We start from the raw sequence: 13,815 nt of genomic DNA on the forward strand, positions 1-13,815 counted from the left end.
TTGCGGGGTTGCGGGGTGGTGCGGGGTCGCCCCCGCCGGGCGTCGGCATGACGGGCGGTCCGGCGGGGGCAACCTTTCTGGCCCTCTCCCTGGCCGGGCCAAGGGCAGGGGGAGGTACGTCGCCACGGGCCGGGCTGCCGAGTTGGCCGGTCCGGATGCGACGCGTAGTGACGGTAGCGTGACTTGGAGGAGTGTCGCAACGGTGGGACGTCCCAGAGTTGCGCCGTGGTTGACGGGGGCGGGGTGCGGGGCCTTCGGAGGGGGGTGTCCGGACGGCGTGACTTACGCCGCGTGCAAGGCTCGTTGGACCCGGGGGAACCGGGTCGTTCACGCGGCACAAGTCAGCCTGAGTGTCCGAACACCCCCCTCCTGCGACCCCGCCCCCCTCACGCCGCCACGGGGTGCGGTTCACCCCCCAACGCGCCGCGGGCACCATGCAGAACGCCCCCGCCTGCGGAGGCGGGGGCGTTCACGATGCCGGGTTCATCAGATCAGGTGATCGAACTCGCCGGCCTTGACTCCCAGCAGGAACGCGCGCAGCTTCTCGGGGCTCGTGGTCACGATCGTGTCCGGTACGTCGCTCTCGCGGAGGAGTATCTGGCCGTCGGCGTGGGCCAGTTCGACGCAGTTCTGATTGTCGTCGGGTCCGGAGAATGAGGACTTCTGCCAAACGATGTGGTCGGTCATGCCGCTTGACTCACATTTCTTGTGCGATGCGTTGGATGAATTTGGTCGACTCGTCAGGGTCGAGAGCGACGGTGGCGACCGAATCGAGGAGCGACCGGTACTTCGCGAGCTGCGCCTCAGCGTCCAGGAAACCGCCGTCGAAGGCGCTGTCGACTTGGACGGTGTCCAGCTGCGGGATGAGGGCTCCTGCGTACAGCATCGGGTGGATGGAGCTGGGCATTTGCGCTTCGAAGGGGATGATGCGAATGGTCACGCTCGGCCATAGCGCGACGTCGCGCAGAAATTCGAGCTGTGCCCGGACGATCTCGACCGGGCCGTACCTCATGCGGAGTGCTGCCTCGTGGATGAACGCCTCGTACTTCGGCGGGTTCGGGCGGTCAAAGATCTCGCGGCGCCTCGTGCGATGCTCCACTCGTGCGTTCAGCTCCGAAGTGGGCAGATTCGAAACACCGCTTGTGAAGAGTTCCCGAGCGTAGGCTTCCGTCTGGAAAAGGCCCGGCACGTACAGCATCTCGATGGCGCGCATGTATAGCGCGTGATGCTCAAGTTCCGAGAGATCGAGGAATCCTGGCGACAGGATCCCCCGGTACTCCTCCCACCACCCCTTTCCGCGTTCTTCGGCCATGCCGGCCAGCGCGTCGACAAGGTGCTTGTCCGTCGCCGAGCAATGCGCGGCGATGCGTCGCACGCGTTCCGCGCTGACTCCGTATCTGCCGGACTCCAAGTGGCTTACCTGGGCTCGTTCTCCGCCCAGGAATGCCGCGACCGCGCTGCCGGACAGGCCCGCCCGTTCGCGCAGCTTCCGCAGCTCGATCCCCACCCGCTTCTGCCGGGCTGTCGGATAGGCCCTTGGCGGCATGGATCCTCCCTCTCTGGTGCCTACGAGTGTGCCGTCCCACTGTGTCACCGGTCCACCCGTCCGGGTGCGACTTACGTCCCACTGTTGCACCGTCCCAGTGTTGTGCCCTACGTTCGGGAACGTGCCAAGCCGCACGGCCGAAGTGCAGCCGCTTCAGCGGCCGTTGCCACGTCCGGCGGGTGGCGCGTACCCCCACCGTCCCGCGTAGGGAGACCCGACATGCCTCCAACCACCCCCACCACCCCCCACCGCCACGGCGGTGAGAGTTACCGGCTGACCGTGCCCAGCACCGCACACGCCCCCCGGCTGGCCCGGGACTTCGTCGCCGGGCTGCTGCAAGTCAGCGGCTACGCGACCCTCGTGGACGACGCGCGGCTCTGTGTCAGTGAGTTGGTCACCAACGCCCATCGGCATACCCGCAGTCGGCGGATTCGGGTCGAGGCCGTCGTCAGTCGGAAGCTGGCCACCGTGTACGTCTGCGACAGCGAGCCCTGGGGCCTGCCCGCGCCCGGTGAGACCGGCGTCTTGCGGGAGGGCGGGCAGGGGTTACGGCTGGTGGAGAGCCTGGCGCGGGACTGGGGGGCCACCGTGTACGGGGGGCGGGAGCCCGCGTACAAGGCCGTCTGGTTCACCGTCGGGCGGCGGGGCGGCGGCGGGTGAGGCAGATCGGGTGGGACTTCCTGGTCGCCGCCGCCGGGCTCGCCGTCTTCGCCGCCGGGGTGGTCCGGACACGGGTCGGGCCCGGCGCCAACAGAGAGGCGCCGGGCCCGAGTCGGTGTCCGACAGGGATTACGCCGCGTCGATGCGGGAGACGCTGCCGCCGAGGCCGAGGACGTACAGCTCGCCGTCGCCGCCCTGGACGAAGGAGATGACCTCGCCGCCGTTGACCGCGAGGTCGCCCTGGCCGGTCACGGCGCCGTTCTCGATCTTCAGGGTGCGCAGCGTGCCGTCGCAGTAGTCGCTGTAGACGTACTGGCCCTGGAGGTCGGGGATGGCGTCGCCCCGGTAGACGAAGCCGCCGGTGACCGAGCAGCCGAGGCCGTTGCGGTCGTACTCGTGGACCGGCGGGACGTGGTTCGCGGGCTCGGTGCCGCCGCGGAAGGGGTGGTTGCCCTCCATGGAGGCCCAGCCGTAGTTCTCGCCGCCCTCGCTGGAGGCCGACGCCCAGTCGATCTCTTCCCACTCGCTCTGGCCGACGTCACCGATCAGCATGTCGCCCGTGCCGGAGTCGAAGGAGAAGCGCCAGGGGTTGCGGAGACCGTACGACCAGATCTCATCCTTCGCGTTCGGATCGTCGACGAACGGGTTGTCCGACGGGATCGCGTACGGCTCGGCGCCGGCCGGGTCGATGCGGAGGATCTTGCCGAGCAGGGTGTCGAGCTTCTGGCCGTTGCCGTGCGGGTCGCCGCCCGCGCCGCCGTCGCCCAGGGCGATGTAGAGGTAGCCGTCGGGGCCGAACTTGATGTCGCCGCCGTTGTGGTTCTCGTACGGCTGCGTCTGGGTCAGGACCGTACGCCGGGTGTCCGGCTGGATCGCGCCGTCCTGAACCGCGAACTCGTCGATGGTGCTGGTGCCTTCGAGATTCGTGAACGAGATGTAGAAGTGCGCGAAGTCGTTGTCGAACGCGACGCCCAGCAGGCCGCGTTCGCCGTCGGTCGTGGTCTCGTCGGAGATGTCGAGAACGGGCTCGCCGAGCCCCTGGTCGGTCAACACCCGTACGGTGCCGGCGCGTTCGGCGATCCACACCGTGTCACCGGGGCCGGCGGCGCCCGCTATCGGGTTCTGGGCCGTGGCGACTTCCGTGAGCGCGACCGCCGCCTGCTTGGGGGCGGCGGGCTCGTCGGCGGACGCCGGGCCGAGGGCGAGGGATCCGACGAGGCAGATGGTGCCGAGGATCGCCGAGCTTCTGGTGCGTACTTTCACCGTGACCTCCTGGAGGTGGTGAATGGGGGGACCCGGCTGCATGGGCGCGATAGGTGGGGGCGCGCCCGGCGCCAGCACGCAACCTGGGTGGGGGGATTGAGTGCAGCTGGCCACGGGTGAGGATACAGAGGCAGGTGTGGTCTGGCCTAGACCAATACCCGTCCAATTCCCGGACGTTGGCGACGTGCGTCGGCCAGGTGAATCGTTCGCGGTCTCAGCGAACGCCGTGGCGCCTCAGGAAGTTGTCGACCAGCTGATCGGTGAACGCCCGGTCGACCGGGTCCCCGGTGACCAGGACGCGGTGGTAGATCGGACCCACGAGCTGGTCGACCTCGGCCACCGTGTCGAGGTCCGCCGGGAGTTCGCCGCGCCGTACCGCGTTGTCCAGGGGGAGCCGGTCGCGGCGGCGCTGTTCGTCCAGATACCGCGCGCGCAGCACGGTGGCGAACGCGGCGTCGTGCTGGGCGTGGCCGAGCAGCGCCAGGAAGACGGTGCCCGCGTCGGACCGGGTGAGGAACAGGGCCAGTTGGTGCAGATGGGTGCCCAGGTCCTCGGCCAGATCGCCGTGGTCGGCGCCCGCGCCGGGCGGGACGTCCGGTGGGGTGAGGGCTTCCGTGGCGTCCTGGAGGAAGGCGTCGAGAAGGATGTCGGTCTTGGTGCTCCACCAGCGGTAGATCGTCTGCTTGGCGACGCCGGCGCTGGTGGCGATGCCCTCGATGGTGACTCCGGCGAAGCCCTTCTCCACCAGCAGGCCGTCGGCGGCCTCCAGTACGGCCTGCCGCGCCCGCTCGCTGCGCCCGTGCCGGTTCCCGTGGTGCTGCCGCGCCGTCCGGTCGGCGCCGGCGCCTTCGGCGGCCGGGCGTCCTCGTTCCATGTCTGCCTCCACGGGGGAAAGGGTAAGGCCGATGTCTTCTAGACGTTACGCAACGGTGCGTCTAGTCTAGATTTCATGACACAGACCAGCACACTCCAGGACCCCCGCGTCGTATCCGCTCTCGACGCGATGTTCGCCCGCGCCGAGCGGGACGAGGTGACCGGCGCCCGGATCGAGGCCGCACGGCCGGGCGGCTCCGTCCCGGCGACCCCGCAGGAACTGGCGGACGCCAACGCGGAGGTGTACATGCCGATCTCGGCCGAGGGCGGGAAGCTTCTCTACAACCTGGTCAGGGCCGCCCGCCCGGCGACCGTCGTCGAGTTCGGCACGTCCTTCGGGATCTCCACGCTCTATCTGGCCGCCGCCGTGCGCGACAACGGCACGGGCCGGGTGATCAGTTCGGAGCTGAGCGCGGACAAGATCGCCGCCGCCCGCCGTACGTTCGCCGAGACAGGGCTGGACGACCTGGTCACCGTCCTCGAAGGCGACGCCCGCGACACCCTCGCGACGGTGGACGGCGCGGTGGACTTCCTGCTGCTCGACGGCTGGAAGGACCTGTGCCTGCCCGTGCTGCGCCTGCTCGAACCGCGCCTCGCGCCGGGCACCCTCGTCGTCACCGACGATGTGGACCTGCCGGCTCTGGCCCCGTGTCTGGAGTATCTGCGCGATCCGCGCAACGGGTACCAGAGCGTCACCTTCCCGGTCGAGGACGGCATGGAGATCAGCTGCCGGCTCTGACGGCCCCGACGGGACAGGCCCGGCACCGGGCGAGCGGTACCGGGCCTGGGGTGATGAGTGTTACGCCGGGTCGATGCGGGAGACGCTGCCGCCGATGGCGAGGACGTACAGCTCGCCGTCGCCGCCCTGGACGAAGGAGATGACCTCGCCGTTGCTGACCCCGAGGTCGCTCTGGCCGGTCACCTTGCCGTTCCTCATCTGGAGCGCGCGCACCGTGCCGTCGCAGTAGTCGCTGTACAGATACTGGCCCTTGAGCCCCGGGATCGCCTTGCCCCGGTAGACGAAGCCGCCCGTCACCGAGCAGCCCAGACCGGTGCGGTCGTACTCGAAGACCGGGGGCACGTGGTTCGCGGGCTCGGTGCCGCCGCGGAAGGGGTGGGTGCCCTCCATGGAGGCCCAGCCGTAGTTCTCGCCGCCCCTGCTCTTCGCCGAGGCCCAGTCGATCTCCTCCCAGTCGCTCTGGCCGACGTCGGCGATGAGCATGTCGCCCGTGCCGGAGTCGAAGGAGAAGCGCCAGGGGTTGCGGAGCCCGTACGCCCAGATCTCGTCCTTGGCGTTGGGGTCGGCCACGAACGGGTTGCTCTTCGGGATCGCGTACGGCTTGCCGATGTACTTGCCGCCGGCCGGGTCGATACGGAGGATCTTGCCGAGCAGGGTGTCGAGCTTCTGGCCGTTGCCGTGCGGGTCGCCGCCCGCGCCGCCGTCGCCCAGCGCGATGTAGAGGTAGCCGTCGGGGCCGAACTTGATGTCGCCGCCGTTGTGGTTCTCGTACGGCTGCGTCTGGGTGATGACGGTGCGCCGCGTGTGCGGCTGGAGCTTGCCGTTGCGCAGAGCGATCTCGTCGACGGTGCTGGTGCCTTCGAGGTCCGTGTACGAGATGTAGAAGTGCGCGAACTTCTTGTCGAACGCGACGCCCAGCAGGCCTCGTTCGCCATCGGTCGTGGTCTCGGCGGAGATGTCGAGGACGGGCTTGCTCAGCCCCTGGTCGGTCAAGACCCGTACGGTGCCCGCGCGTTCGGCGATCCAGACCGTGCCGCGCGGTCCGGCGGCGCCGGCGATCGGGTTCTGGGCCTTGGCCACTTCCGTGAGCGCGACGGCGGGCGCCGGGCGCGGGCCGCGGGGCTCGTCGGCGGAGGCCGTGGTCAGGGCGAGGGATGCGACGAGGGAGATGGTGCCGATGATCGCGGAACTTCTGGTGCGAAATTTCACCGTGACCTCCTGGTGGCGGCGAATGCGGATGACCCGGCTGCTCGGGCAGTGGTGGGGGCGTTGCCCTGCGCCAACACGCAGCCCGGGTGGGGGACTTGTGTGCCGCTGGCCACGGGTGAGGATACAGAGACAGGAGGTGTTGGCCTAGACCAATACCGGCTTCTTGTGGATCGCCTGACGCGTTCGCACTCGCCCGGCGTCGACCGCGCCGACTTCGGGGCCCGGCGCACGGGTGCCCATGTGGGGGAGGGCGCCCGTACGCCGGGGGTCATCGTGTGTAGTCGATCAACTACATTGAGTAGCCTAGGAGTCGATGGGGCGGCTTGTACCGCTCCGCCGGGTAAACCGCCCGCAGGGATGGAACGGAAGCCCACCTGGTCATCGCGCGGGCGCCCGGCCGGCCGCCCGGACCGCCCACCCCGACCGGCCGCCCGGAGCACCCGCCGCGCCGACTACCCTGGGCAGTCGATCCATCCGTCCCGTAGCAGGAGTGAAATGGCCGTCAATCTGGTCAATGTCGAGGCAGTCACCAAGGTGTACGGCACCCGTGCGCTGCTCGACGGTGTCTCCCTCGGCGTCTCCGAAGGGGACCGGATCGGAGTCGTCGGGCGCAACGGGGACGGCAAGACCACCCTCATCCGGATGCTCGCCAAGCTGGAGGAGGCCGACACCGGGCGGGTCACCCACAGTGGCGGGCTCCGGCTCGGGGTCCTCACCCAGCACGACTCGCTCGATCCCGCGGCCACCGTCCGGCACGAGGTCATCGGCGATCTCGCCGACCACGAGTGGGCCGGCAACGCCAAGATCCGCGACGTCCTCACCGGGCTGTTCGGCGGGCTCGACATGGCCGGGTTCCCGCAGAGGCTCGACACCGTCATCGGGCCGCTGTCCGGTGGCGAGCGGCGCCGGATCGCGCTCGCGAAGCTGCTCATCGCCGAGCAGGACGTGATCATCCTCGACGAGCCGACCAACCATCTCGACGTCGAGGGCATCTCCTGGCTCGCCCGCCATCTGCGCGAGCGCCGCTCCGCGCTCGTCGTCGTGACCCACGACCGGTGGTTCCTCGACCAGGTCTGTACGCGGATGTGGGACGTGCAGCGCGGCGCGGTGCACGAGTACGAGGGCGGCTACTCGGACTACGTCTTCGCCCGCGCCGAGCGCGAGCGCATCGCCGCCACCGAGGAGTCCAAGCGGCAGAACCTGGTCCGCAAGGAGCTGGCGTGGCTGCGGCGCGGCCCGCCGGCCCGTACCTCCAAGCCGCGCTACCGCATCGAGGCCGCCAACGAGCTGATCGCGGACGTGCCGCCGCCGCGCGACACGTCCTCGCTGATGAAGTTCGCCAACGCGCGCCTCGGCAAGACGGTCTTCGACCTGGAGGACGTGACCGTCCAGGCCGGGCCCAAGGTGCTGCTCAGGCATCTGACCTGGCAGCTCGGCCCCGGCGACCGGGTCGGTCTCGTCGGCGTCAACGGCGCGGGCAAGACCTCCCTGCTGCGGGCGCTCGCCGACGCCGCCCGTTCCCAGGGCGACGTCCAGCCCGCCGCCGGGAAGGTGAGCGTCGGCCGGACCGTCAAGCTGGCGTATCTCTCCCAGGAGGTCGGCGAACTCAAGCCCACGCTGCGGGTGTTGGAGGCCGTCCAGCAGGTGCGTGACCGGGTCGACCTCGGTACGGGACGGGAGATGACCGCCGGGCAGCTGTGCGAGCAGTTCGGCTTCAGCAAGGACAAGCAGTGGACGCCCGTCGGTGACCTCTCCGGTGGTGAGCGCCGCAGGCTCCAGATTCTGCGGCTGCTGATGGACGAGCCCAACGTGCTGTTCCTGGACGAGCCGACGAACGACCTCGACATCGAGACACTGACCCAGCTCGAGGACCTCCTCGACGGCTGGCCCGGTTCGATGGTCGTCATCAGCCACGACCGGTTCTTCATCGAGCGGACGACGGACAAGGTGTACGCGCTCCTCGGCGACGCGAGCCTGCGCCATCTGCCGCGCGGTATCGACGAGTACCTGGAACGGCGCCGCAAGGTCGTCGAGTCGGCGCCCCCGGCGTCCGCCGCCGCGCGCTCCGGTGGCGCCTCCGCGCCGGCAGCCGCACCGGCCGCCTCCGCGAAGGACAATCGCGCCGCGAAGAAGGAACTTCAGCGAATCGAGCGACAGCTCGACAAGATGTCGACGCGCGAGACCGCCCTTCACGGACAGATCGCCGAAAGCGCCACGGACTTTGACAAGGTGGCGAAACTCGACAGCGAACTCCGTGAACTCGTCGCGCAGCGCGACGAGTTGGAGATGCGCTGGATGGAGCTGGCCGAGGACGCGTAGAGGTCCCGTACAGACCTCATAACGACAGCGTCACGGGCCGGTCCTCCCTTGGGAACAGGGGTGGACCGGCCCCTCCCGTACCAGAGTGTGGGTGATACAAAGAAGCCCCGCTCGACTGACGTGACACTGCGGATTCCAAGCCCGAATCGCTCCATTCCGACGGCATCGGCTGACATTTCGACAGCTGAATTTCCAGGCCGCCGGAATAGCGGGGGAGACCGACCGGACGAAGGACCGTACGACAAGGGGGGAAGCGCTGATGACCCAGCCGCCCAACCAGCCACCGCCGCCGGGACAGCAGCCGGGCCAACAGCCGGGATACGGATACCCGCAGGGGCCGCCGCCGCAGGCGGAGCCCGGGTACGGCTACCCGCAGACACCGCCCGTCCCGGGTCAGCCGCCGAGCGCGCCGAGCCAGCCGCCGGGGCAGCCCGGCCCGTACAACCAGCCCGGTCCGTACGGCCAGCAGGGCCAGCCCGGCCCGTACAACCAGCCGGGTCCCTACGGCCAGCAGCCCGGCCCGTACCAGCAGCCGGGGCCGTACAACCAGCAGCCCAACCCGTACGGTGGCGGCGGCTATCCGCCCCAGCAGTTCCCCGGCGCGCCCACCCCGCCCCCGGGCGGCGGCGGCAGCTTCTTCAAGCGCAAGCCCGGCGTCGTCATCGCGGCGGCCGTCGCGGGTCTGCTCGTCATCGGCGGCGGCACGTGGTTCGTCGTCAGCGGTGACGACGCCGACGAGGACAAGCCGAACATCAGCAAGGACAAGGACGACAAGCCCACCGGCGAGGCCGACCCGGACGAGGGCGACGGCACCGGCGGCGGTCGTGAGGCGGAGGACGACCTCAACGCCGGGCGCAAGGACGGCGAGTCGAAGGTCCTGTGGCTCCAGACGAACGACGTCGACCTGCCGAAGAACGGCTCCGACGTGTACGGGCCCTGGTTCACCGGCGACATCGTGGCCAAGGCCATGTACAAGAAGATCGCCGGTTACGGCGCGGCCGACGGCAAGCAGAAGTGGACCCTCACCCTGCCCGCCGAGGTCTGCGCGGCTCCCACGGTGTCCTCCGACGACGGCCGGATCGTCCTCGGTATCAAGAACGGCGTCTCGGAGAAGGCCGACTGCTCCGTCCTCCAGGAGATCGACCTCAAGACCGGCAAGGCCGGCTGGAAGCAGGAGCTGAAGGAGAAGGGCAACTTCGACTTCCTCTCCGACATCACCATCGCCATCAACGGCGACACCGTCTCGGCGGCCCGTACCGGCCATGTCGACGCCTTCCGCATGAGCGACGGCAAGGCGCTCTTCGACGAGGTGGCGGGCAACTGCCAGCCGGACGCGGTCTCCAGCGGCGCCCGGATGATCGCCGCCGAGTCGTGCCCAGGCGGTGACATCGACAAGCAGCAGAACCAGGTGCAGGAGCTGGACCCGGTCACCGGCAAGGCCCGCTGGACGTACAAGCTCAAGACCAACTGGGAACTGGACAAGGTCTATTCGAGCGACCCGATCGTCCTGTCGCTGACCGAGCCGGACAAGAAGTCCTGGGCGATCGTCGCGCTCAACGACAACGGCACCGTGCGCTCCCAGATCGACGGCGGCAACGACAAGTTCCAGCCCAACTGCGGCGGAAGCTTCATCGTCTTCGGCGCCAACCTGGACGGCTGCACCGGTGTCGCCGCCGACGCCAACACCTTCTACATGGCGACGCAGCCGAGCGAGACCGGCGCGAGCGGCACCAACGAGGTCATCGCGTTCGACCTCGCCAACGGCAAGGCCAAGTGGCGCGCCAAGGCCCCGGCCGAGACCGTCATGACACCGCTGCGGATGGAGGGCGCGAACGTGGTCCTCTACTTCGAGCCGTCGTACGACAAGGGCGGCGCCGTCGCGACCCTGGCGCCCACCGGAGGCGCACCGAAGGTGCTGCTCCAGAACCCGGAGTCCACCGCCCAGATCGAGAACTCCTTCTACGACTCCGAACTGGACTACGTGGACGGGCGGTTCTACGTGACCAGCAGCCGGGTCAGCGCCAGCGACGACAAGGCGGAGATGCAGACGAAGACCATGATGGCGTTCGGCAAGTGATACGCCGTCCCGGGCCCGACCCGTCCTCGTACCGCTCCCGCTCTCTCTTCTCCGAGGTAAGTACGCCATGACGCACCCGCCCCAGCCGCCCAACGAGCCACCGTCCGGTGGTTTCGGCGCCCCGACCGACCCACCGTCCGGTGGTTTCGGCGCCCCGACCGAGCCGCCGCCCGGTGGTTTCGGCGCCCCGACGCCACCGCCCGAGCAGCCCGGTTACGGCTATCCGCAACAGCCTCCCGGGCAGCAGCCGCAGTACGGCTATCCGCAGCAGCCGCCGACCCAGCCGATGGGGCAGCCGGCCGGTCAGCCGCAGTACGGCTACCCGCGGCAGGGCCAGCCCCAGTACGGCTATCCGCAGCAGCCCGGCCAGCCCTACACCCAGCCCGGCATGGGCACCCCCGGCGGCCCCGGCACACCCGGCGGCGGCAAGAAGATCAGCACGCAGACGCAGATCATCATCGCCGCGGTCGTCGCCGTCGTACTGATCGTCGGCGGCGGTGTCTTCCTCGTCTCCGGTGACGGCGACAAGAAGGACGAGGCCAAGAAGTCCGACTCCAAGGACGGGAAGAAGGACGGCGGCGACGGCAAGTCCCTCGGCGGCGACGGCAAGGAGAAGCCCCCGGCCAACACCAAGTCGAAGGTGGCCTTCCAGCTCCCGCAGCCCAAGGTCGGGGACATCACCGACGTGTCCGGCTCCTGGATCACCGACAAGGCGTACGTCAAGACCGGTGTGAACCAGATCGTCGGCTACGAGCCGGACACCGGCAAGCAGCTGTGGACCATCCCGCTGCCCGGCCAGGTCTGTGCCGCCTCGCGCCACGCCACCGAGGACAACAAGACGGCCGTCGTCTTCGCCGCGAGCAAGCCGACGCCCAAGAACAAGTACGTCCAGTGCACCGAGGTCGGCGCGATCGACCTCGACGCGGGCAAGCTGCTGTGGACCGAGTCGGTCTCGGGCGGCAACGCCGGTGACGACAAGGCCGCCTTCCGCGAGGTCACCCTCAGCGGCACGACCGTCGCCGTCGGCGGCACGGACGGCGGCGCGGCCTTCGACCTGGGCTCCGGCGACAACCTGTGGAAGCCCGAGGTCAAGGCCGACGGCTGCTACGACATGGGGTACGGCGGCGGGCCCGGACTCGTCGCGGCCCGCAAGTGCGGCTCGTACGACAACCCGACGGTCCTGGTCCAGAATCTGAAGCCGTCCGACGGGGCGCCGATCTCCGAGTTCAAGATGCCCGCGGGCGTCGAGTACGTCTCCATCGTCTCCACCAAGCCGCTCGTGGTCGCGGCCGACGTCGGCGACACCGCCGGTGACGGCAGCGGCGTCTCGGACTTCTTCTCCATCGACGAGGCGACCGGCAAGCTGCGCGCCAAGATCCCGGTCGACTCCGACCGGTACGCGCCCAACTGCGGCTCCACCGAGGTCGAGCAGTGCGGCAAGATCGCCGTCGGCAACGACCGGATCTATGTGCCGACCGAGGAGCACGAGGGCACCGGCGAGGACTACGGCCAGACCAACGAGATCGTCTCCTTCGACCTCGCGACCGGCAAGGCCACGACGGACCGGGCCGACGCGGGTGAGCGGTACGCGATGTACCCGCTGCGCATGGACGGTTCGAACATCATCGCGTACAAGTGGCCGCCCTACGACAAGGGCGGACAGATCGTCTCCATCGACGGCGGGACCTTCAAGGAGACCGTCCTCATGGAGAACCCGGGCGACGAGTCCGTACGCGATGCCGAGACCAGCTTCTCGCTGGACGGCGCGGAGGTCCGGTACGGCAACGGCCGGCTCTACACGTCGGAGACGCTCATCAGTGAGCAGACCACCTCCAGCGACCGCAAGGAGTACCTCGTGGTGGCGTTCACCACCAACTGACAGAGGGAAGTGAGCGATCGCCGGGCGGGCCACGTATCAGGTGGCGCGCCCGGCGATCGCCGCTGATCCCGCCGACCGACGATCGTCCGGCCATCGGATCCGCGCTGAATAGCGGCGAATTCGACAAGTGGGCGCCTTCTTACCCGTATGGGGGCGCGCGACTTCGGCCGAGCGTGTAGCTTGCCGGGTCAGGGACAGACCCTAAGGGGGGCCGGGGGGCCCGTAGGCGGCGGGGATGGGGTTTCTCGATGGGCGTACGGCTCATGGTGGTTGACGACCACAGACTGCTCGCCGAGGCGCTCGCCTCGGCACTGAAACTGCGCGGGCACCGAGTGCTCGCCGCGGCGGCGCCCACGGCCGGCGCCGCCGAACTCGTCGTGAGCCGGGCGCCCGAGGTGTGCCTCATGGGGACCGCGACGCCGGACGAGCCCGGTGCCTTCGACCCGATCGTACGGATCCGGCGCGACCGCCCTCAGGTGGCGGTCGTGGTGCTCGGTCCGGTGCCGAACCCTCGGGGCATCGCCGCCGCCTTCGCGGCCGGGGCGTGCGGATACGTACGGCACGACGAGCGCATCGAGGGCGTCGAGCGGGCGATCGTGAAGGCGCGGGCGGGCGACGCGGCCGTGGCGCCGGGGCTGTTGCAGGGGGCGTTCACCGAACTGCTGAATCCGGCGGCCCAGCCCGACGACGAGGGGCAGCGGCTGCTGCGGATGCTCACCCCGCGCGAGATCGAGGTGCTGGTGCGGGTCGCCGAGGGCGAGGACACCCGGCTGATAGCCGCCGGGATGGGCATCGCGCCGAGCACCGCCCGTACACATGTGCAGCGGGTCCTGATGAAGCTGGGCGTCGGCTCGCGGCTGGAGGCCGCAGCGCTGGCCGCGCGGACGGGGCTGCTGGACCGGGCGGTGGTGACGGTGCTGCCGGACGGGCCGAAACACGGCCCGCCCGGCGACTGAGACCTACGCGTCGGTGTGGTCCGGCGCGGTCGGCGGCGGTATCTCCGTCGGCCGCAGCTTCATCCAGCCGAGGAAGAACAGGCCGAGCGCCAGCATCGCCAGCCCCGTCCAGAGGTTGATGTTGACTCCCTCGGCCTTCTTCATGTCGGCGTCGGACACCAGGATCCCGGCGACGGTGACGATCACGCCGTACAGGGTGAACAGGCCGCCGATGATGAGCCGGATGTCGAACAGGCGGGCCGCCGTGGCGGACTTGCCTTCCAGTTCGGAGACTTCCTTGTGCAGGTCGGACAT

At 69.5% G+C, this 13,815-nt stretch carries 12 protein-coding genes; 6 read left to right on the forward strand and 6 right to left on the reverse strand.

All coding sequences use genetic code 11. From position 1 onward, the window contains the following. Positions 1–486: 486 nt before the first annotated feature. Positions 487–687 carry a DUF397 domain-containing protein gene (locus tag ACFYNU_RS08905; protein WP_356584422.1) on the reverse strand — a complete coding sequence of 67 codons (201 nt, stop codon included), beginning with the start codon at positions 685–687 and terminating at the stop codon, positions 487–489. Between the two features lie 10 nt (positions 688–697). Then, positions 698–1,546, reverse strand: coding sequence for a helix-turn-helix transcriptional regulator (locus ACFYNU_RS08910; RefSeq protein ID WP_356584423.1), 849 nt, complete (start codon positions 1,544–1,546; stop codon positions 698–700). A 219-nt stretch (positions 1,547–1,765) separates the two neighbouring features. Between ACFYNU_RS08910 and ACFYNU_RS08915 the strand changes: the two genes are divergently transcribed. Further along, complete coding sequence (locus ACFYNU_RS08915) at positions 1,766–2,206, forward strand: ATP-binding protein (RefSeq protein ID WP_356584424.1); 441 nt, start codon at positions 1,766–1,768, stop codon at positions 2,204–2,206. A 129-nt stretch (positions 2,207–2,335) separates the two neighbouring features. Here the strand turns inward: ACFYNU_RS08915 and ACFYNU_RS08920 are convergent, their stop codons facing one another. Then, positions 2,336–3,469: a PQQ-dependent sugar dehydrogenase gene (locus ACFYNU_RS08920; RefSeq protein WP_356584425.1), complete on the reverse strand. Its 1,134-nt coding sequence runs from the start codon at positions 3,467–3,469 to the stop codon at positions 2,336–2,338. Between the two features lie 214 nt (positions 3,470–3,683). Then, complete coding sequence (locus ACFYNU_RS08925) at positions 3,684–4,343, reverse strand: TetR/AcrR family transcriptional regulator (protein WP_356584426.1); 660 nt, start codon at positions 4,341–4,343, stop codon at positions 3,684–3,686. A 75-nt stretch (positions 4,344–4,418) separates the two neighbouring features. On the opposite strand from ACFYNU_RS08925, the gene ACFYNU_RS08930 reads away from it, so the two are divergent. Then, positions 4,419–5,081, forward strand: a complete 663-nt coding sequence (locus ACFYNU_RS08930) for a class I SAM-dependent methyltransferase (RefSeq protein WP_356584427.1) — start codon at positions 4,419–4,421, stop codon at positions 5,079–5,081. 60 nt (positions 5,082–5,141) lie between these two features. Here the strand turns inward: ACFYNU_RS08930 and ACFYNU_RS08935 are convergent, their stop codons facing one another. Then, complete coding sequence (locus ACFYNU_RS08935) at positions 5,142–6,290, reverse strand: PQQ-dependent sugar dehydrogenase (protein ID WP_356584428.1); 1,149 nt, start codon at positions 6,288–6,290, stop codon at positions 5,142–5,144. Positions 6,291–6,785: 495 nt separating this feature from the next. Between ACFYNU_RS08935 and ACFYNU_RS08940 the strand changes: the two genes are divergently transcribed. The 4 genes from ACFYNU_RS08940 (at position 6,786) to ACFYNU_RS08955 (ending at position 13,521) form a co-directional block, all read left to right on the forward strand. Next, complete coding sequence (locus ACFYNU_RS08940; protein ID WP_356584429.1) at positions 6,786–8,609, forward strand: ABC-F family ATP-binding cassette domain-containing protein; 1,824 nt, start codon at positions 6,786–6,788, stop codon at positions 8,607–8,609. Positions 8,610–8,868: 259 nt separating this feature from the next. Continuing rightward, on the forward strand, positions 8,869–10,686 hold the full coding sequence (locus tag ACFYNU_RS08945) for a PQQ-binding-like beta-propeller repeat protein (RefSeq protein ID WP_356584430.1): 1,818 nt from the start codon (positions 8,869–8,871) through the stop codon (positions 10,684–10,686). A 67-nt stretch (positions 10,687–10,753) separates the two neighbouring features. Beyond that, positions 10,754–12,565, forward strand: a complete 1,812-nt coding sequence (locus ACFYNU_RS08950) for a PQQ-binding-like beta-propeller repeat protein (RefSeq protein ID WP_356584431.1) — start codon at positions 10,754–10,756, stop codon at positions 12,563–12,565. Positions 12,566–12,813: 248 nt separating this feature from the next. Next, positions 12,814–13,521: a LuxR C-terminal-related transcriptional regulator gene (locus tag ACFYNU_RS08955; protein WP_356584432.1), complete on the forward strand. Its 708-nt coding sequence runs from the start codon at positions 12,814–12,816 to the stop codon at positions 13,519–13,521. Between the two features lie 3 nt (positions 13,522–13,524). On the opposite strand, the gene ACFYNU_RS08960 is transcribed toward ACFYNU_RS08955, so the two are convergent. Beyond that, positions 13,525–13,815 carry a hypothetical protein gene (locus ACFYNU_RS08960; protein WP_356584433.1) on the reverse strand — a complete coding sequence of 97 codons (291 nt, stop codon included), beginning with the start codon at positions 13,813–13,815 and terminating at the stop codon, positions 13,525–13,527.

This window comes from Streptomyces sp. NPDC006643, from assembly GCF_042870175.1.
GTDB lineage: Bacteria > Actinomycetota > Actinomycetes > Streptomycetales > Streptomycetaceae > Streptomyces.